This is a genomic window from Lactobacillus kimbladii (assembly GCF_014323605.1).
GTDB classification, from domain to species: Bacteria; Bacillota; Bacilli; order Lactobacillales; family Lactobacillaceae; genus Lactobacillus; species Lactobacillus kimbladii_B.
In genome coordinates this window covers 18,182-38,785 of sequence record NZ_SCMB01000008.1, presented here as the reverse complement: position 1 = coordinate 38,785, position 20,604 = coordinate 18,182, and the positions used below count along the sequence as shown (strand labels likewise).

The window sequence follows — 20,604 nt, the reverse complement described above, 5'->3', positions numbered from 1 at the left end:
ATGATTTTTACCATAAGAATTTTACAATTTTTGTTAAATTCTTAGATTAACTTTATTAATTTTAGTCGTCCCAAAGTACTTGTGAACAAAACTACATGTATAGTTATGCAGCTTTTGATACCGTTAGTTTCACCAGGAATACAATATGTAGTAACCGATCTCCAAATTACTGTTCAATAATTGGATTTTCATTTTTCAATTTTTGAGCTTCGGCTTTACCTCGAAATCCGCCTTTTGTTTTATATTTTTCTTTTTTCCATTTTTTGATTGTGGATCATCTATATACCAAGTTACTTGTACAACCCAACCATTGTATAAACTATATACTGCAAAATTTAATTACTTTGTATTTTTTCTAAAATGGGATGTACAAAAGGGCGAAAAGGTTGTCTTGGTGTCTACCTCGATAAATCTTTGGAGACTTATTGAGGTAAACTCTTAAAATTATTTTTAATAATTTTATAATAAATATATTTTTATTTAATTTTTATTAATTTAACATTGTGGAACGATTCAATTTTTGTCTCATAGTTTGCAAACAGATATTCTTTTGCTTTACGTTTGACGTTTGCAGAATAGTTGAGGGAATATGTATAAGTCTGTGATTTTCCTGAATATAATTGGTATATTTCATCTTGAATGTCATAAGTAGTTATCCAATTATATTTATTCTTAGAAATTATATTACTGGCTAACTGTTGATGATCCTTATTCCTAACAAATGACATATAAAGATTTTTGCCCTGTTTAAAATATGGTGGATCATAAAAAATAAATGTATCGTTGGGATCATAGTTAATTAATTTTTTGTTAATAAACTCATTTGCATTAAGGTTATTAAGATAAATTGAATCTTTTCGTTTATTAATTTCTGTTGCTTTATCAATGAGAACTTTCTTTTTGAAACGACAATCTAATTTATATTTTCCTTGTTGATTAATGCCACCAATTGGACCACCATTGATAATTCCACTAACATTTGTTCTATTTAAAAATAGGGTAGAGTATGCATTATCAATAGATAAAGGATTATCTTTAACCTCTAAATGAATGTCTCTTTGATGATGCCATTCTTCAATGGAAATATTAGTGGTATTTATCTTATAGATCAATTCATCAACGTTATTTAAAATGTTGTACCAAAGAGAGTAGATTGAAGGATCAAAATCATTTAGAACAACATTTTTAACCGAACCATCAAATAAAAGGTTTAAAGCAAGGCCAAAACCGCCAGCAAAAGGCTCAATGTAAGTTTCATGAATATTATTTATATCTAGTAAATGTTTTATGAATTTTGTTAATTGAGACTTTCCGCCTGGATATCTCAACAAAGATTTAGTTAAAGGCATGTTTATCACCTCTATTCTCTATGATAACAATGATTTGATAATCCGACTAGTTATCTAAAGATTGTTACTCTTAATACGTTCATTTGCGTCACTAACTTGTTTTGTAAATATATTGATAAAATCAATTAATTCGTCTTGTTTAGTCGGGTCACTATAGTAATCCGTCAGAATATTTGTTAATTTAGTAAAATCAAGTATTTTTTGTTGTAGTTCACCCTTTAGCTTAGAATTGAAAAATTCTTTGTCTATTTTCTTATGATTAGTATCTATTTTTTCTTGTACTAATTCCGAATCGTATGAATGTGCGTCTGGATTCTTATCTACATCTCTCCAAAAATTGTAATGTTTTTCAGGATGATTAGCATATTCTTTAATAATATTGTATAAAAATAGTTCAGGTGGTAAGCAACTTGGTAAACATACTTCATTAAATCTACACTTTTTACTGTCTTTATTTATACGTTTTAATGAATCTATATATTCAGTTTTCAATTCATTATCTTCGTTAAATGCTTCCTCTATGTTTAGACTATTTTTAAGATGACCATCACCATCTAGTAGCAGAACAACTTGATTAAAATATGAATCTTCAACAGGTAAATTTCTTAATTGATTTTTTCCTAAGTGAATAGCTATAGCATCAAATTTAGGTATATTAAACTTAGGTATATCTGTATTTGATAAATTACTCGAAACTATGTCTTTATATGTTTCTATTAGCATGTTAAGAACGGCAACGGTTACGTCATCTTCAGCGTATACTTTAACTGTCGGAACAATAGGTCTGTTTTGGTTGTATAGATTAGCTTTTAAAGAAGTAAAATCTTTAAAATGTGTTGGTGCAGGAATATTCCTGTCTTTAAAATATACAAGTTGATAATCTGAAGGCTGGTCTTTATGTAACCGTAATATTTCACTTAGAACAATTAATGAATGGGAAGTCAAAATAATTTGGAGACTTAGCTCATTACTTAATCTGCTTAACAAACCAATTAAATTTATCACCGCACTTGGATGCAATGAAGAATCGATTTCATCAATACACAGTATTCCTCCACAGTAGCTAGAGGGATTTTGTCTTTTTAACTCATAAAAATCAACTAGACATGTAATTATAGAACTAAGATTGTCTTCACCTACAGAAATAGTTTCATCAGAGGTCTTGTCTATAGCCATTTTTAAATATGACTTTTTAGTAATTGCCTTATTTACTAAAGTTACGTAATCTTTTTTAATATCTATGGAATTTGGGAGAACTTCATTGTAATATTCGGCATATTTCATATTTAAGTCATATTTATATATATTTGCATTCCTACTTATAACTGAATAGGTATTGCTTATTGTAGAATCATGTTCACCTAAAGGATATAGTCTTGATAAACTTAGATATATGGTAGGTATGGGTACGCGTGAGGAATCCCCAATATTTAGACTATTTTTCAAGTTTTGCGCAGCTTGTTTTATAGTTAGATTACTATTTTTAGAAACAGAAGTTCTAGGGATAGGTCTTATGCCTCTATTATTTTTAGTGTCATCTTTGAATCCGATTCTTTTAACAAACGTTTTCTTTTTAAATCTAAAATCGACATATAATTTATAATTTTTGAAATCTTCTTGTGGTGATATTTTAAAATATTCATTAAACTCAGGTTGAAAATGTGATTTATTTAATCTATATTCTTTCGTACCAGTAGTTGAGGATAGTAAAGATAATAAACTAGATTTACCAACTCCATTTACACCAGATAATACAGTAATTCTAGAACCTAATTTAAATTCAATTTTTTTAAATTTCCTAAAATTATTAATAGTAAGTTTTTTAATGAAACCGTCCATAATTATTCCCTCTATCTACAATTTGTCATCATAATGAACGCCTCTATCAATAATGTTGATATAGACGTAATAGACAAAATTTCTGATATTAAAACTAAAGCAATTGCTGGAAAAGAATTATAGTATAAATATCTAGAATTAGCTTTTTCATGTTTAATTTTTGTATAAGAGATAGCATAAATAATTGCAATATCAAAATTTAATAAAAAATCATGTAAAATGCCTTTATTTACAAACCCCCATCGTAATGAATAGCTTTTCCAATAATTTTCACATTTTCTTCACCATCTAAAAAATCGGTTCGTATTTCTGATCATTAGTGTAAAGCATAATATGGACTTTGCCTAATTCTTTAAATCTTTTTAGTGTGTCTTCCCCATTAATCATAACTACAGAAATTTCATCTGTTTCTGCAGTAGACTGTTGGTGAATAGTAACAATAGCTCCATTAGGAATTAAAGGCTCCATTGAATCGCATTTGCAGTGAAGAACAAATAAACTTACGGTAGGTACTCGATTCAAGCAAACATAATGATAACCATTTACATTTTGTTCATCTGTAATAGGTGTATTTCAAACAATATTTCCGATGACTGGCACATGAATGTGATGTAATTGAGAAATGTCAACTGTAGATATATTTGTTAACATATTAATTTGACTACTTACAGTTTTTATATTAGAAGATAAATCATTAGTATTACCGAATAGACAATCAGTAAATGTTTATAGAGCATCAGCTACTTTTTTAAGATTTTCAGTGCTAGATTTTTGTATTTTCCATATATATTGCTTTTTTCCAAGACCAGCTTTTTCATTTATTTGGCGTAAGCTTAAACCACGAGCTTATGCCAATATTATACATTACCAAATAATATCATTTTAATCTCCTAAAAGGTTCAGACAACTAGCTTTAATTGTTTAGATAAATGGCCTTTAGTTTAACCATCAAGTAATTAAGCTAGAAAAAATCATATTAATATAGTAACTTTTACGAGCATGAATAATAATAATATAGTAGTAATTTTCGCTTATTTGATATGTATTAAATATAGTCGAATGTCTACATAAGTGCAAGATCTTGATTAATATATAATTGAAAGTGGTGTGAAATCAATGTACAAATAAAAAGACCCAGAATGCTGACCTAATTTATAGTATTTGTGCTTTTACCATATTAAAATTTTGCGGCAAAATTTGAAACTAAAGAAGTAAAGTCACCAAATTGTTTATTCAATTTGGTTAGCGCTAAAGTTTTTAAATCTTTAACTTCTAGAAATTTCATAGTAGCTCAGCACTCCTGGGACATTACCCTATTGATTAGGCCTGGCTCAAAGTTGCTAAACTAGTTAACTAGTTTAGCAACTTTGAATTCCCTTGATACTATTAATGTATCATTACCTTAATGTGTAATTAATAACACTAAATATATTATATCAAAATAGTAATTAATTAGTAAAGGAAGTATAGCAAAATAACACAATGTTATGAAAAAATACAGGTGTTTTTAAATATAAAGGTTGATCTTTAGTTAAAATATCAAGAAATTTAGGCATTAAGGATGGGATATTAAAAAACTATAAGTTTAAGGGATTGATTCTAGTATACTAATGCCTGTGAGATAGGTGATGCATTAAGAATGATCTAAACAATTTACAAGAGAGGAAGTGAAGTAAATGGTTATACAAACGTTGGCTTGAAAATATTGAAAGCTTAATAGTTGAATTAATAATTTCTTTGATGAGGCTTTACATGACGTAAGGAGGATCAGCTAAATATGTTTGTACAACCTCACAGCAGTTTAGCGGCAAAAGATGTTAAGAATTTAAATTTAATCGAGGTAAAATTAATGGATTGAATTCAAACTTTCAGTTTTGAAAAGCAACAAGTTAGAATAATGGATATTAATAACGGATCTTACTTTATAGAAAAAATGTAGCTGAAATTTTAGGATATATAAATTTTCTAAAAGCAATTAGGGATTATGTTGATGAAGAAGATAAGACGATGAACAAATTCGTATACCGTTAATGGCACTTTGACAATATTGATTAACGAATCCAGAAACACTAATTCAACTGGTTGCTCAACTTAAAGATGAGCGTGAAGATAAATTAATTTTTAAACAGCAAGTCAATGAATTGAAGCCAAAAAGCTACCTACTATAAGCGTATTTTAACTAACCCATCATTGGTCAAGATTACGGTGATTGATAAAGATTATGACATAAATGATGCTGCCATAAATACAAAAGAGTGAGGTGTGCAATACAAGCAAGTTATTATTTGGCTACTTTATTCCGAATACAAAACGTTAAGATAAGTATAATCAGAATTGCACAGAGTACTAAGAAATATGTTCTGAAAAAAACAGTAGATAATACTAAGTGGACTCAAAAGGGCAATTAGGACTTTATGAATTGCTAAAAGAAATTTTAATAAAACAAACAACAAATAGTAGAGAAATAATAAAAGAAACCACTCTGAAAATTAATTTATCTGAAGTACTTTCTTTTATAAATAGTTTTTTAAAACAACAAAAATCAAGAAATCACTGGGAAATCTTGATTTGAAAATGTTAGCTAACTTTAAACTTAATAATAATAAATAAAAATAAAATTGTTGATATAACAGGATTTATAATTAGTAAAAATCAATAAAAATCATTTAAAATGATCCGGGTGAGATTCGAACCCACGACCCACGGTTTAGAAGACCGTTGCTCTATCCAGCTGAGCTACCAGACCGTCAGTTTTGCGTATTCCTGCGCAAGAACATTAACTATTATAGAGAAAAGTTGTTGTAATTGCAACTGGAAATTTCTTTTTTGTCGAACTTATTTTTAAAGCTAGATAGGTGGCAGGATTAAGGGAGTGAAAATTCATTTGTTAATTGTATTTCACAACCTGTATAATTAAGAAAAGTGAAGAATGAAAGATAGGAAAAAGCATGAAACATAAAATTCTAAAACTGATATCTCTTATAGGAATTCTTTTATTTTTCTTTGTTTCTGGACAAGAAGTAAAAGCAGATGTTGATTATGATATTGCTAAAAACATCACCACTGCTAAAGTGAATTCTGATGGTTCGTTGTCGATGAAAAGGGCAATCACCTATAAATTTAATAGCTCTGCACATGGTGTTTTTTATCGCCAAAATTTACAATCGAATCAGAAACTTGACGATATCAAAGTGACAGTCAAGGACGATCAAAACAAGGGTCGCAAAACAGAGAATTATGATCTTAAAAGAAGTAAAAAAGGTTACCGTTTTAAAGTATTTCATAATATAAAGAATAATAGTCGCTTTACTGTTACTTATTTTTACCGTATCACTAATGCTATTACCAATTATCGGGATGTTGCGGAACTTAACTTTAAGATTATCGGCAATGGCTGGGATAGAGATTTGGACTATGTCAGAGCCAGTGTGATTTTTCCAGGGCCTGTAAAGGGTCTAAAAGCATGGGCCCACGGACCACTTGATGGTCATCTGCAAGTTAATCCTCAAAAAGGGAAAATAATCATGACAGCTGAAAATCTTGCTGGTGACATGGGTATTGAAGTTCATACTATTTTCCCTCCTAAAATTACTGCCAACAATCAAAATGTCAAAAATAAGAATCACAGGCAGGCAGTGATAAAGCAAGAAAAAGAGTTAGCGCGAAATACGGAATTAAAGCAAAAAAGAGGGGTAAGAAGAAGTCTCTGGCTAATTGCTGTGAGTATAATAGCAGGACTTTTAGGTATCATTAAGGGTTTTAGGGCCAAAAAGATTGGTTTTAAGCCCCGCAAAATTCGTGAATTAGCCCATAACTATGAAATACCTGATGTGGATCCCATATTAGCGCAAATTTTGGATACTGCAAAGCAACCGGATAATCGCGCGTTTACCGCTTATTTGATGGAACTGGCCGCACAGAAAAAAATTAGGATTGAAGATTATAAAGCCCATCTTAAAACTTATTATCGGATAACCGCGATAGACGAAAGTATTGTTGACGAAAGCCGATTAATGAAAACACTCTTTAACAAGATTGGGGATGGAACTAGTTTTACCACTCAAGCCTTGAAAAAATATCATGGTAAGAGATTAGGCAATGATTTTGACTTTTGGGCAGGAGATTATTTTGATAGTAAAGAAAAGCAAATATATCTGCCCGATTCATTAATAAATCGTAAAAATAGAAATATAGCAATCATAATTTTAATGATGGTCATCAGTTTCGCAGCTTCTGTTGTAGCTCTAATGAGCTCACTTAAGTTTATACTCCTGATAGTTTTTGGTGAAGCTTTGATCCTAATTTTGAGTTTACTGGCGCTAATTTTCAGTATCAGGCAGACTGGTATTTATTCAGAAAAAGGAAAAATTGAAACCGAAAAGATACGTGGTTTCAAGAAAATGTTGAAAGATATCGGTAAGTTTAAAATGAAGGATGTGGGTGACATCATTTTATGGGAAGACATCATGCCTTATGCTGTTGCTTTTGGTTTAGCTAATAAAGTAATGAAACAGCTAAAAATCGAATTTAGTCAAGAAGAATTGGCAAAGAGTGATTACTTTTACTATGGTTTTGTTTCTAATTCCGGCAAAGATAGCTTTTCTGCCAACTTTGATTCTTGCTTTAACGACAGTATATCTACTGGTTCAAGCAGCTTTTCCAGTGGTTCATCCGGTGGCTTCGGTGGAGGATCCGGTGGAGGAGCTTTCTAATTTCTGACTTTAAGCCTGGCATTGAGCTGGGCTTTTTTGCATTTGCTATACTTAAGTAAATTAAAAAGAGACAGGTAAAAAGATGTTCGATTATCGCAATAATTTAAAAAGAATTCTTAATCAGACTGCCGGAGATGAAAAGAGCCTCAAGAATGGATTGGCTGCAATAAAGCTAATCCTGGGCATGACTGACAATGCTAAACAAAGCAATTCAACTGGGAAAGATAAAAACACTGTAGAAATCGATTTACAGCAGCTTAATTTATTACTAACAAGTCTAACGCAGTTAATTACTAATCCCGCAAACATTTCTGCCAAAAATACAGCTCTCTCCGCTGCACAAAAATTAACGCTAGCTCAAGGTATCAATACAGAGTACCGTCAAAATTTAGTTGATTTAAAAGAAGCAATTAAATCTATTCAGGCTCCAAAAGATTTAATCGATAAAAAAGTTTTTGAACAGGCACTTGAAACGCCAAAAGATCCTAAGAGAGATTACCGTAAAGGAAAGCGGTATACAGTGGTTCGATTATTGTCAGGCTGTGATTTGATTAATGATAGTAATAGAACCGTTTATACGTTAAAAGAATCACAGATCCATTCCTTGAATTTGAAAAGCGGGGATATTGTTGAAGCTGTGCCAGAAGAAAAAAGTTCTCATTATGAAGCGACTATTTTAAGAATTGTTGGCTATCGTGATCTGCCCAGTATGGAAGTTGATTCTATTTCAACTTTTAAGTATGCAGTAGTTCAGGGGAGAACCGGACATCTGGCTATTTCACGTAATGCTCAAGGCAAGAAACTACGAGTTCATGGTAAAGCGGTTCTTTTACCAGTTGATTCAAGTAAATATTGGGACGAAAATATTAAGTTAGTTGATGGTTCAATAGTAGACTTAGCATGGTATGACGGAGATGTGCGTCTGAAAAAGAATCCGGCTGAGGCTATTCAAATTCGCTGGGTTTATCAAATTGAACAGTCAAGGAAAAATAGTGCAAACAAAAAGAAAAAGAGTGACACTGAATCAAAGAAAGCTGATTTGCCTAAATTAGCAATGAACCTGCACTATCAAAGGGTCGGAATTGCCATTGGTAATAATCAAAATGAGGCTATGCTTGAAGGAATAGTTAATCGATATGGCGGCATTCCAATTCCTATTGATGCTTTTCAGGGCAAGAAAAAAGTAATTGAAAACCAAATCAAAGATCTGGATATCGTGATTTTGGTGACAGCTTATGCTGCCCATGACAGTACTTGGAATATAAGCGAATTTGCCAGCAAATACCATATCAAGTTTGCCGTTAGTTCAAGTAAAGGCTATCAAGCGTTTGAGCGCGCATTATATCGGGCTGAAAAAGGTCTACCAGCATACGAAGGCAATCAGACTATTAGATACGAACTTGCTGATCAGTAATATTTATAATTTCTTAATAATTTAAGATAATTTCCTTTGAATTATAGTTTTTGTAATTTTAAGAACAATAGAACATATCAAAAACCCATATTTCTTGCATTATTTTGCTCCTTTCCTGTAAAATGTAAAATAACAATTTTATGGAAGGAAGATGAGATGGACACACAAAAGCAAACTCATACATGGCAATACTGGCTCTTTTTCTTGGCTGGTTTGGAAATAATAACAATATCAATTAACTTCTTTTATGCTCCAATAAATGTTGCTGCTGGCGGCTCGACCGGGATCTCAATATTGATTGATGCTGTTTGGGGAATTAACCGCTCAATTTCGGTATTTGTGGTTAATGGTTTAATGTTAATTTTAGCCGCAATCTTTTTAGGCAAACAAACTTTAAAAAAAGTTGCATTGGGCAGTATTTTAGTACCTGTCTTAATGGCAATCACTCCTAGCTTTAAACTAACTTCAAATAATATGCTAGCGGTAATTTATGGCGGAGTTTTAATGGGCATTGGTGTTACGATGCTCTACCGAATTAACGCTTCATCTGGCGGTACCACAATTCCCCCACTAATTATTAAAAAATATTTTTATGTTGACCCGGCAATATCGCTTATGGTTATTGATATGTCGGTCATTGTCCTGAACATTTTTGTTGATGGCACTGAAGCTTTTTTACTAGCAGCTTTTTCTCAGGTTATTACTACAATTACTATGCGTTATACTGAGACCGGTTTTGACAAAAAATATCAAGTGCGCATAATGAGTAACAATAAACTTGATAAAATTAGGCAAATGCTCCAGCAGGATTACGATGGACTGACTGTTTATAACGTTGTAGGCGGATATAGTGATCAGGATAAGCAACAACTGGTTATAATCGTTGATACTAATGAATATGGTCAATTAGTTGCCAAAGCTCGCGAAATTGACAGTGAAGCATTTATTGTTACAGAAAATATTGCTAAAGTTCACGGTGGCAAATGGCAGATTTAATGTCAATTTGTCCAATAAAAAGGGCATTTTTTATTGCCAACTAGACCTAAGAGTAGTATTATGTAGTAGTTGTATTTGTGGATTCCTCTACATCTGCAACCGCACATTTCGGGGTAATAAGTCTTTCACGGAGCACCTCGATTGGCGAGTCTAAGTAAATTTTGGAGGGTAGTAAATGTACGCAATTATTAAAACCGGTGGCAAGCAATATAAAGTTGCTGAAGGCGATAGTGTTTTTGTTGAAAAGCTTGATGCTGAAGAAGGCAAAGAAGTTACTTTTGATGAAGTAGTTCTTACTTCCGATGGCAAAGATGTTAAAGTTGGTACACCGTTAGTTAAAGGTGCTAAAGTTGTTGCTAAAGTTGAAAAGCAAGGCAAGGAAAAGAAAGTAGTTACTTTCAAGTACAAGCCTAAGAAGCACTCACATTCAAAATATGGTCACCGTCAACCTTATACTAAGGTTACAGTTGAAAAAATTGAATTAAACTAGAGGTGAAGTAATGATGAATATTTTAAATCTTAAATTATTAGCCCACCACAAGGGTGGAGGTTCTACTGCCAATGGCCGTAATTCAGCTGGTCGTCGTTTAGGTGCTAAAGCTGCAGATGGCCAAACCATTCATGCTGGTTCAATTATTTATCGTCAACGTGGTACAAAGATTCACCCTGGTAAAAATGTTGGTCAAGGTGGAGACGATACTTTATTTGCCTTAGTAAATGGAGTAGTTAAGTTTGAGCGGAAAGATAAATACAGAAAACAAGTTTCTGTTATTCCGGTTGAAGAAGAAGCTAAGTAATTTAGTTCTTAAACAAGAAGACGAAAAGCATATGCTTCTCGTCTTTTTTCTGCTTTAATTTAGTAAAAATAAGTTAGTATTGTATCTCTTTTTAGGGTTAAAATTAAGTTAAAGATTGATATACAGGAGATTATGGGTATGACTGAGAAGGAAGAACTATTAACGCTGCTTAACAGGCGAATAAATAAGGTTACTGAACTAATTAAAAAACGTAATGCCGATGGACTGTTAATTTTTAACCAAGCAAATTATCGTTACTTGACTAATTTTACTGGTGAAGAAGCTCAATTGATTTTAACTTCAAAAGGAGATCGAATCTTGCTTTCTGACTCACGGTTTGACGATCAGATTAAAGCCGAGGCCCCAGGCGAAATTAAGGTGGTAATGAAAAAAGAAGGTCAAGACCTTGAAATTTCTAAACAATTAAAAGAGGTAAATTTAAAAAAAGTTTTAATCGAAGGTGAATTCGTTTCTGCAGTTGAGTTTGCAAACTTGCAAAGATTAAACCCTGGTATCGATTTCGAAATATGCGAGGAATTAGTCGAACAAGTCCGTAATGTTAAAGACGCACTTGAATTAGAAACGTTGCGTAAAGCGATTAACATCTCAATGGATAGCTTTAATGAAATATTGCCTTTGATTAAGCCAGGTGCTGTTGAGCGGAAAATCGGAGCAAAATTAGATTACTATTTTAAAATTAATGGCGGTGATGGTCCTAGCTTTGATACTATTATTGCCTCAGGGGTGCGTTCTGCATGGGCTCATGGTGTTGCCAGCGATAAAATGATTGAAGATGGTGATATGGTTGTGGTTGATTTTGGTGCGTTTTACCATGGTTATGCTGCTGATATTACCAGAACTGTTGCTGTTGGCAAAGTTGACCAGGAAATGCACAAAATTTATGAAATTGTTCATGAAGCACAGAGGCGTGGTATTGAAGTTGCTATTGCAGGCAATCATGGCAGCGATGTTGATCGAGCAGCCAGAAGCTACATTACAGAACAAGGATATGGAAAGTATTTTGGTCATGGGATTGGTCATGGCATCGGATTAGAAATACATGAATTATGTCAACCTGCTTTACCTTTCGGCAAACAAGAACTCGTAAATGACATGGTTCATACAGTTGAACCAGGAATATATTTGCCGAATAAAGGCGGTGTCAGAATTGAAGATGACATTTTAATTCATAATCAAACCCCTGAGACACTTTCTACTTTACCTAAAGACAACTTAATTTCTTTATAAAAGATAAATAATAATTATAGTAAAATCGCTTACTAATTGGTAAGATAATATTATGGAGATGAGGTACTCAATATGACAATGATTTCAGTAAATGAATTTAAAAATGGTTTGACTATCAAGTATAATAATGACTTATGGCGTATAGTTGAATTTCAACATGTTAAACCAGGTAAGGGTAGTGCATTTGTTCGCTCAAAGCTAAAGAGTTTGAACACAGGTGCTGTACAGGAATATACTTTCCGCTCTACTGCAAAAGTTGAAACTGCAGAAATAGAAACAAAATCTATGCAGTACCTATATAATGATGGCGCCAGTTACGTTTTTATGGACACTAACACTTATGATCAGTTGGCAATTCCTAATGAACAAGTAAAAGATGAAGCCAAGTTTTTAAAGGAAAATATGAATGTAAGTGTAATTATGCATGATGGCAAAACCTTAGGAATTCAATTACCGAATACTGTTGAATTGACGGTTGCCAAAACTGAGCCTAATATTAAAGGTGATACTTCATCAGGTGGTGGAAAGCCTGCAACTATGGAAACGGGTCTAGTAGTAAACGTACCTTTCTTTATTAATGAAGGAGACGTTTTAGTAATTAATACTGTCGATGGTACATACGTATCTCGCGCAAATAAATAAATTTTCGAGGTAAAAAAATGGCAGATAGTTCAAAAATTGTCTTAGATGATAAAAATAACGGCGAAGAAATTGAAATTGATCCTAGCGTTCTTGAAGTTATTATGGGCATCGCTGCCGAAAAAGTAGATGGAGTTGCCGAAATGCACGGTGACGTCAAGTCCGGAATTAACCGTGTTTTAGGAAGAGAAGATCGTGGCAGAGGCGTGTCTGTTAATATTGATGATGAACATAACTTGATTGCCGATGTTTATGTCAGTATTGAAGCTGGTAAAAATGTGCCTGAAATAGCAATGGATTTGCAGAAGACTTTAAAGCAACAGGTTTTACAGATGACCGATTTAACTCTTAGTGAAATTAACGTGCATGTTACCGGACTTGAATTTCCAGACGATGATAATGAAGATGGCAGCGGAACCTCTCAGCTATTTTCCGACATAGATGAAAAGGGTAAAAATGAATCAACACGAGAGTCGTAGAGTCGCAATGCAAGCTGTTTATTTGTCTAATCAGGACTTAAAATATACAGCTAAGGAAGTTGAAGCTAAAACTGTTGCAATGCTTGATTTAAAAGTACTTTCTGCCTATTCAAAAGAATTAATTGAAGGTGTAATTGAAAAACGGGATGAATTAAAAGGAGAACTCGCCAGCTATTTGAAAAAGAACTGGCGTATTAACCGTATTAATCAAATTTCGTTGGCCATTTTGGAAGTTGCTTTGTATGAAATTAAATACAGTAAGGAAATTGAGCCAAAAGCTGCGGTAAATGAAGCTTTGAACTTATGTGATGAGTTTGCTGATCCCAAAGATAAGCCATTTATTAATGGTATGTTGGCAAACTTTGTCTAAAATATCTTATAGTCGGCTTTAGGCCGACTATTTTTTTAGAAAAGGAAAAGAAAAATGGGTCAACTTTTAGATGGCAAAAAGTTAGCTAATTTTCGTGCAGATCTTCTTCAAAAACAAGTATTAAATTTGAAGAAGTTGAAAATACAACCACTATTTTGCGTAATTAATATTGGTCAAGACCCTAGTAGCCTAATTTACCTGAAAACCAAAAAAAGACGCGCAGATCAAACAGGAATTGAACAAAAATTGTTCCAACTACCCGTAACTGTTTCACAGAAAGAATTATTAGAACTTATTGATAAACTTAATCATGACAAAAATGTTAACGGCATTATGATTCAACTGCCAGTACCGAAGCAAATTATTTTAAATGAGGCTTTAGCAGCTATTGCTCCTGAAAAAGATGTCGATTGTCTGACACCAGCTAATATAGGACGCTTGTGGCAAGGAGATCATTTTGTAGAACCTGCAACTGCACATGGTATTTTAGCTTTACTAGATCATTATCATATCAGTTTAAGGGGTAAGAATGCTGTGATTATAGGTAGAAGCAGCATTGTAGGTAAACCTTTGGCTGCATTGATGCTTGAGAGGGACGCAACAGTTTCTATTCTACATTTGAAGACTAAAAATTTGGCTGAATATACTAAGCGAGCTGATATATTAGTTTCGGCAACAGGGCACCCCAAATTAGTAAAGGCGAATATGATTAAGAAAAATGCAGTCATTGTTGATGTAGGAATAAGTCGAGTTAATGGCAACATAGTTGGCGATGTTGATTTTGACCATGTTGCTCCAATTGCGAGTTTTATTACGCCTGTTCCAGGAGGGATTGGTCCTCTAACCGTGGAGTCTCTCATGGAACAAGTTGTTCAGTTGACAAGGAGAAATAATGGAAAGCAGTAAGTACCTAACAGTTTCGGATTTGAATTACTATATAACTCAAAAATTTAAAAATGATCCTTATTTGCATAAAGTATTTCTTCAAGGTGAACTGTCTAATTTTCGTTATCGGCGCAATTCACACCAGTATTTTTCACTAAAAGATGAAAAATCTAAAATTAATGTGGTTATGTTTCGCTCGTATTTCGATAAAGTGAAATTTAAACCTGAGGAAGGTATGAAAGTATATATAACTGGCTATGTTAGCGTATACGGACCTCAGGGTTCTTACCAGTTTTATGCGGAATCGATGGAACCTGCAGGATTAGGGGCATTATATGAACAATTACAGCAATTGCAAAAAAAGCTGGCTAGTGAGGGACTTTTTGACCAAAGGTATAAAAAGCCGCTTCCTCGTTATCCAGATTATATTGCTGTTGTAACAAGTGCTTCTGGTGCAGTAATTCATGATATCTTAGTAACCGTGAACAGGAGATTTCCCCATGCAGAAGTGGACTTGTTTCCAGCTCAAGTTCAGGGAGATTCTGCCGCTGATTCACTAATAGCGTCAATGAAGCAAATAGCTCAGTTTAAAGATAAATATGATGTTATGATCATTGGTAGAGGTGGGGGCTCGCTTGAAGATCTATGGCCCTTTAATGAGGAAAACGTAGTACGACAGGTTTTTGATATGAAAATGCCGGTCATTTCTTCAGTGGGTCACGAAACTGACACTACACTATGTGATTTAGTTGCTGATGTAAGAGCAGCGACTCCAACTGCTGCAGCCGAATACGCCACTCCTAATTTACCAGATGAATTGATAAATATTCGTCAAATGCAAAACAGCCTTGTTTCCAGTATACAAAACATAATTAGGGTACGTCGTGATGCCTTAAGTCGCATTAATAATTCTGTTATCATGAGAGAACCTGCAAGACTATATGATGAGCAAGCACAAACTTTAGATCTTTTGCGAGACAGACTTCATAATGATATGGTGCGGCAGCTGGAACGCAAACGGCATAATTACCAGTTGGCAAAACAAAGCCTGGTTACAGTCAGTCCCAATAAAAAAATCAAGTCTTTTTTGCAACAAACAGATTTTTATGACCAGAGGTTAGTTGCTAATACAGAACATTTCTTACAGGCAAAACGTAATGTTTTTGGCCAAACAGAACAACAACTTAACGATTATGATCCCGACAGAATTTTACGAAGAGGATATGCGTATGTTAAAGACCAGAAGAATAAAATGGTCAATTCCGTAAGTCAAATTGCGGTTAAAGATGAAATCAGCATCAAATTTAAAGATGGATTAGCAACAGCAGTTATCAGTTCAATAAGGAGAGAAAAAAATGGCGACCAAGAAAAATAATTTTGAAGAGGAATTGACTGAATTACAAACAATTGTTAATAACTTAGAAAAAGGCGATATTCCTTTGGAGGATGCACTTGAGCAGTTTAAAGCTGGAAAAAAATTAAGTAACGATTTAAATAAAAAATTAACAGAAGCAGAAGAAACAGTTGCTAAATTAATTGACAGCGATGGAACTGAACATAAGCTTGATCCTAATAACGCTTCAGCACCTGAAAAATAGAGAAGATTTGACATGACTTTTAAAGAATTTAAAGAAAAATGGACTCCGATAGTAGATGGTTACTTAAAAGAGCATTTAAAAAGTGAAGTTTCTGACAGGAAAATAAGTCAGATTATGTCTTATTCAGTAATGGCTGGAGGCAAAAGGTTGCGTTCCCTGCTTTTTTTAGCAACGCTTGACGCACTTAAAGTAAAAATAAATGACGAAGAAGTCAGGATTGCAAGTGGAATTGAGCTGATTCACACTTATTCGTTAATTCATGATGACTTGCCGGCTATGGATAATGACGATTATCGCAGAGGAAAATTAACGAGTCACAAAAAATGGGGGGAAGCTGAAGCCATCCTTGCTGGAGATGCTTTATTACCAATGGGTATTGAATGGATTTCTGAGGGCAGTAATTCAGCTAAATTAGTTAAAATAATTACCCAAGCTGTTGGTCCTAACGGCATGGTTGGTGGACAATATTTAGACATTGATTCTACCAATAATGATAGTGTCGCAAACAATTCTGCATTTATTAATAAAATGGAGTGGTTAAAAACAGGTTGCTTAATTAAGGCGTGTGTTGCAATGGCAGTTGAATATGGTGATGCTAATTCTTCTCAAAAAAAGACGCTAATTCAGTTTGCTGAAGATTTTGGAAGATCATATCAAATTTATGATGATTTAGTAGATGTGGTTGAAACTTCTGCAGAAGCGGGTAAAAAAACTCATAAAGATTTAGAGAGCGGCAAAAATAATACTTTGACTTTGCTTGGTATTTCAAGAAGTCGTAAAGAGCTGACTGATTTAATGATTGATGCTCAAAAGTGCTTAAAATCTGTTGATGCGAATGTTTTAGCTGGATTTCTTGATTTATATAAAAAGGTATTGTAAATGGTCAAAGAGAGAGCGGATGTATTATTAGTCAGACAAGGCATGTTTCATTCTCGAACTCAGGCTCAACGGGCGATCATGGCAGGGTTAGTATCAGATCATAATCATCAGAGAATTGATAAAAGTGGTACTAACTTACCGGTTGATGAAAAGTTTTTTGTAAAAAAATCGGATAAAAAGTATGTCTCAAGGGGTGGTTTTAAACTGGCTAAGGCCTTAAGATCTTTTCAAATTGACTTGACCAATAAAATTTGTCTAGACATCGGTGCTTCTACTGGGGGATTTACTGATGTCGCTTTACAAAATAAGGCTAAGATGGTTTATGCCCTCGATGTAGGCTACAATCAACTTGCTTGGCAATTGCGTGATGATCCGCGTGTTATAGTAATGGAGAAGCAAAATTTTCGTTACAGTAAGCCTGAAGATTTTACTCATGGTCAGCCTGATTTTGCAATGACTGATGTTTCCTTTATTTCTTTAGATTTAATTATGCCGCCAATGTTTCAGATTCTAAAAGATAAATGTGAAGCAGTTTGTCTGATAAAGCCTCAATTTGAAGCTGGTCCAGAACATGTCGGTAAACATGGCATAGTACATGATCATGATGTCCATTGTGCCGTTATCAGACATACCATTGATCAGGCAAGGGCTAATGGCTTTAACGTGCTCAGCCTTGATTATTCACCAATAAAAGGTGGTAAAGGCAATATTGAGTTTTTGATACATCTACAAAAAGACGAAAAAGATGGTGGTAAATTAATATGGTCTGGGAACCCAGAAGATTTAGTTGCTCAGGCTATTGCCAATCTTTAGGAGAAAAAAATGTTAGTTGAACTGGATATTAAAAATTTTGCAATTATTAAAGCATTGAAGGTTCGCTTTCAAGAAAATATGACCGTGCTAATAGGTGAAACTGGAGCAGGTAAATCAATTATTATCGATGCAGTTTCATTACTAATGGGGAGTCGCAGTCAAAAAGAAATGATCCGTAGCGGTGAGAAAAAGGCTGTCATTACAGGCTTATTTGCTATTGATCATGAATCTAAAAAAATTGCTGCAATTTGCGAAAAGTACGGTATACCTGATGCGGATAAGCAATTAATTATCAGCCGGGAAATAGCTGCTAAGGGAAGAAATATTGTTCGCATAAATGGACAATTGACTACCATCAATGTATTAAAGGAATTAGGAAATTTTTTAGTTGATATTCATGGTCAAAATGATCAACAAATATTGATGGATCAGGATAGGCAAATTGATTTGGTTGATAATTATGCTCCAGTCGATTTTAAAGAGGAACTTAATATTTACCAGGAAAATTTTCAAAAATGGCAAGAATTAACTTCTCGAATTAATCATTTGCATAAAGATGCCCAGGAATTAGCCCAAAAACAAGATATATTATCCTTTCAAAATGATGAATTGTCCAAAGCAGACCTGCAAGATCCTCATGAAGATGATCAGCTTGAAGAAGAATATAACGAACTAAATAACTACCAAAAAATTGTCGATACTGCTAACTATTTAATGCAATTATATGATGATGAAGACCATGGCATTGAAACTCTGTTGGGTAATGCTCAAGGAGCAGCCAACGAGTTAACGGAATATGGCGCTAAATTCAAAGATATTGCCAAGACTATTGACGATGGAGTTTTTGCTTTAAGTGATGCCCGGAGTGAATTATCAAATGTACTTGATGAAATGGATTTTGATGAGGAAAGATTTCAATACGTTTCAAACAGGTTAGATTTGCTTAATTCATTGAAGAAAAAATATGGTCCTTCATTAGAAGATGTTTTTGCCTTTTATGCCAAAATTCAAAAAGAATTGAGTCAATACGAGACAGGTGGACTCGATGAAGAAAAGTTGCAAAAGCGGCTTAATATTCTGGAAGAAAAACTCAAAACTGAAGCACAAAATCTTCATGAGACGAGGAAAAAAGTAGCCGCAACACTTGAAAGTAAAATCAAACAGGAATTAGCGGATTTATATATGGCAAAAGCTCGTTTTAGGATTGATTTTTCGACAACAAAAAGTTTCACCAGCAAAGGTACGGATAATATTGTATTTTTAATTGCACCAAATCCGGGTGAGGAATTAATGCCATTAGTCAAAATTGTATCTGGTGGTGAGCAATCACGGCTGATACTGGCATTAAAAGCAATTTTCAGTAAAGTTGAACCTGTAGGCACAATGATTTTTGATGAAATTGATACTGGGGTTTCTGGCCGTGTCTCAGCAGCAATAGGTCAAAAATTGCACTCAATTGGAGAAAATAAGCAAGTAATCGCCATAACACACTCACCACAAGTTGCTGCTGCTAGTGATCAAAAATATTTAGTAGCAAAAAAAGTTGAAGATGGTGCTACATACACCCAAATAGGTCCATTAACTCAAGAGGAAACAGTGACTGCGATTGCAGAAATGATGGCCGGAAGCGATGTAACACAAGCAGCTAAGCAAAATGCTAAAGACCTGATGAAAAGTTTTAAAAGGAAGAAGAAATGATACTTGTTGAAAAAGTAACTTTGAATGAAAAAGAAATTAGACAGGCAAATGAACTAACTGAAAAAGTAAAAAAAGCTGATAAAACTTATTCAAATTTTTACTTAAGTAATCAATTTAATTATTTTCAAGATATGCCAACTTTCATTTTGGCTTATGATGAAAATAAGTTAGTTGGGTTAACCATGCTATATGCAGATGAGTGTCCTGAAGAAGAGGTGGAAGTCAACTTAGAAGTTGCTCCGGAATTTCGCAGACAACAGATTGCTACAGGAATGTTTGAGCATGCGAAAAGAATTATGGTGCAATATGGTTATCACAAATGGGTGTTTGTGACAGAGAAAGTCTTTTTAGAAAAAAATCCAAGTTTTTTGAAAAATATGAGTTTAAAAGTTGTTCCAGAAGATTCAGATTATTATATGCGAACTGTAGAACCAGTAATGATTGAAAAGACTGACAAATTAAACCAAGTTCTAGCAGTTAAGCCTTTAACAATGAGCTATGTTGATCAAGTTGCTAAGGCTCACAGCCGTGCATTTGGGGAAGATGTTGAAACTTCTACTAAATATATCAAGAATTCCCTGGCAGATAAAAATACTAAAAGCTTTATTTTATTAAAAGTAAATGAAGTTGCTGGCTATTGTGCTGTGGATCATGGTGAAAATGAGGACTATTTCTTCGGATTGTTTATTGATAAGCCATTTCGTGGACAAGGTTTTGGCACTTTTTTTATTAAAAAGATGACTGCAATTTTGCAAAAGGAAGGCAGCAGCGTTTTTGCTTTAAATGCTGATGTTGACAATAAAGCGGCAATTCACATTTATGAAAAAGCTGGCTTCAAAATATTAAGCGAAACATTGTATTTAAAAAGCCAAGAATCATAATGATTCT

At 33.6% G+C, this 20,604-nt stretch carries 20 protein-coding genes, 1 tRNA gene and 1 other annotated feature; of the genes, 17 read left to right on the top strand and 4 right to left on the bottom strand.

The window, feature by feature from the left end:
- Positions 1 to 476: 476 nt before the first annotated feature.
- The 3 genes from ERK18_RS09080 to ERK18_RS09070 form a co-directional block, all read right to left on the bottom strand.
- Positions 477 to 1,349 (bottom strand): DNA adenine methylase, encoded by an 873-nt coding sequence (locus tag ERK18_RS09080; RefSeq protein ID WP_187155181.1) that lies wholly within the window; start codon positions 1,347 to 1,349, stop codon positions 477 to 479.
- 54 nt (positions 1,350 to 1,403) lie between these two features.
- Positions 1,404 to 3,188 (bottom strand): AAA family ATPase, encoded by a 1,785-nt coding sequence (locus tag ERK18_RS09075; protein ID WP_187155180.1) that lies wholly within the window; start codon positions 3,186 to 3,188, stop codon positions 1,404 to 1,406.
- A gap of 288 nt (positions 3,189 to 3,476) precedes the next feature.
- Positions 3,477 to 3,752 carry a LexA family protein gene (locus ERK18_RS09070; protein WP_390885867.1) on the bottom strand — a complete coding sequence of 92 codons (276 nt, stop codon included), beginning with the start codon at positions 3,750 to 3,752 and terminating at the stop codon, positions 3,477 to 3,479.
- Between the two features lie 1,822 nt (positions 3,753 to 5,574).
- On the opposite strand from ERK18_RS09070, the gene ERK18_RS09065 reads away from it, so the two are divergent.
- A complete protein-coding gene (locus ERK18_RS09065; protein ID WP_187155178.1) occupies positions 5,575 to 5,760 on the top strand; it encodes a hypothetical protein in 186 nt (61 codons plus the stop codon).
- A 100-nt stretch (positions 5,761 to 5,860) separates the two neighbouring features.
- Here the strand turns inward: ERK18_RS09065 and ERK18_RS09060 are convergent.
- A tRNA-Arg gene (locus ERK18_RS09060) sits at positions 5,861 to 5,934 on the bottom strand.
- A gap of 202 nt (positions 5,935 to 6,136) precedes the next feature.
- Between ERK18_RS09060 and ERK18_RS09055 the strand changes: the two genes are divergently transcribed.
- From ERK18_RS09055 to ERK18_RS08980, 16 genes are all read left to right on the top strand, one after another.
- The gene (locus tag ERK18_RS09055; protein WP_187155177.1) at positions 6,137 to 7,900 is read left to right on the top strand and encodes a DUF2207 domain-containing protein; all 1,764 of its coding nucleotides are present in this window, start codon (positions 6,137 to 6,139) and stop codon (positions 7,898 to 7,900) included.
- A gap of 82 nt (positions 7,901 to 7,982) precedes the next feature.
- The gene (locus tag ERK18_RS09050; protein ID WP_187155176.1) at positions 7,983 to 9,314 is read left to right on the top strand and encodes a DUF2325 domain-containing protein; all 1,332 of its coding nucleotides are present in this window, start codon (positions 7,983 to 7,985) and stop codon (positions 9,312 to 9,314) included.
- Between the two features lie 156 nt (positions 9,315 to 9,470).
- Positions 9,471 to 10,310 (top strand): YitT family protein, encoded by an 840-nt coding sequence (locus ERK18_RS09045; protein ID WP_187155175.1) that lies wholly within the window; start codon positions 9,471 to 9,473, stop codon positions 10,308 to 10,310.
- Positions 10,311 to 10,397: 87 nt separating this feature from the next.
- Positions 10,398 to 10,472: a sequence feature (ribosomal protein L21 leader region), on the top strand.
- Between the two features lie 13 nt (positions 10,473 to 10,485).
- Positions 10,486 to 10,800 (top strand): 50S ribosomal protein L21, encoded by a 315-nt coding sequence (gene rplU / locus ERK18_RS09040; protein WP_034981345.1) that lies wholly within the window; start codon positions 10,486 to 10,488, stop codon positions 10,798 to 10,800.
- A gap of 13 nt (positions 10,801 to 10,813) precedes the next feature.
- Complete coding sequence (gene rpmA, locus ERK18_RS09035; RefSeq protein ID WP_034981396.1) at positions 10,814 to 11,107, top strand: 50S ribosomal protein L27; 294 nt, start codon at positions 10,814 to 10,816, stop codon at positions 11,105 to 11,107.
- A gap of 138 nt (positions 11,108 to 11,245) precedes the next feature.
- Positions 11,246 to 12,355, top strand: coding sequence for a M24 family metallopeptidase (locus tag ERK18_RS09030; protein WP_187155174.1), 1,110 nt, complete (start codon positions 11,246 to 11,248; stop codon positions 12,353 to 12,355).
- A gap of 72 nt (positions 12,356 to 12,427) precedes the next feature.
- Positions 12,428 to 12,997 (top strand): elongation factor P, encoded by a 570-nt coding sequence (gene efp, locus ERK18_RS09025; protein ID WP_045928273.1) that lies wholly within the window; start codon positions 12,428 to 12,430, stop codon positions 12,995 to 12,997.
- Positions 12,998 to 13,014: 17 nt separating this feature from the next.
- Positions 13,015 to 13,473 (top strand): Asp23/Gls24 family envelope stress response protein, encoded by a 459-nt coding sequence (locus tag ERK18_RS09020; RefSeq protein WP_122052599.1) that lies wholly within the window; start codon positions 13,015 to 13,017, stop codon positions 13,471 to 13,473.
- Complete coding sequence (gene nusB / locus ERK18_RS09015) at positions 13,451 to 13,843, top strand: transcription antitermination factor NusB (RefSeq protein WP_187155173.1); 393 nt, start codon at positions 13,451 to 13,453, stop codon at positions 13,841 to 13,843. Before ERK18_RS09020 ends, nusB begins: the two co-directional genes overlap by 23 nt.
- A gap of 54 nt (positions 13,844 to 13,897) precedes the next feature.
- Positions 13,898 to 14,749, top strand: a complete 852-nt coding sequence (locus ERK18_RS09010) for a tetrahydrofolate dehydrogenase/cyclohydrolase catalytic domain-containing protein (protein WP_187155172.1) — start codon at positions 13,898 to 13,900, stop codon at positions 14,747 to 14,749.
- Positions 14,736 to 16,103: an exodeoxyribonuclease VII large subunit gene (xseA, locus tag ERK18_RS09005; RefSeq protein ID WP_187155171.1), complete on the top strand. Its 1,368-nt coding sequence runs from the start codon at positions 14,736 to 14,738 to the stop codon at positions 16,101 to 16,103. The genes ERK18_RS09010 and xseA overlap by 14 nt, the downstream gene beginning before the upstream one ends.
- A complete protein-coding gene (locus ERK18_RS09000; RefSeq protein WP_187155170.1) occupies positions 16,084 to 16,326 on the top strand; it encodes an exodeoxyribonuclease VII small subunit in 243 nt (80 codons plus the stop codon). The genes xseA and ERK18_RS09000 overlap by 20 nt, the downstream gene beginning before the upstream one ends.
- Positions 16,327 to 16,338: 12 nt before the next feature.
- Positions 16,339 to 17,205 carry a polyprenyl synthetase family protein gene (locus ERK18_RS08995; RefSeq protein ID WP_187155169.1) on the top strand — a complete coding sequence of 289 codons (867 nt, stop codon included), beginning with the start codon at positions 16,339 to 16,341 and terminating at the stop codon, positions 17,203 to 17,205.
- Complete coding sequence (locus ERK18_RS08990) at positions 17,206 to 18,018, top strand: TlyA family RNA methyltransferase (RefSeq protein ID WP_187155168.1); 813 nt, start codon at positions 17,206 to 17,208, stop codon at positions 18,016 to 18,018.
- 9 nt (positions 18,019 to 18,027) lie between these two features.
- Positions 18,028 to 19,716: a DNA repair protein RecN gene (gene recN / locus ERK18_RS08985; RefSeq protein ID WP_187155167.1), complete on the top strand. Its 1,689-nt coding sequence runs from the start codon at positions 18,028 to 18,030 to the stop codon at positions 19,714 to 19,716.
- Complete coding sequence (locus ERK18_RS08980; protein WP_187155166.1) at positions 19,713 to 20,597, top strand: GNAT family N-acetyltransferase; 885 nt, start codon at positions 19,713 to 19,715, stop codon at positions 20,595 to 20,597. The genes recN and ERK18_RS08980 overlap by 4 nt, the downstream gene beginning before the upstream one ends.
- Positions 20,598 to 20,604 lie beyond the last annotated feature (7 nt).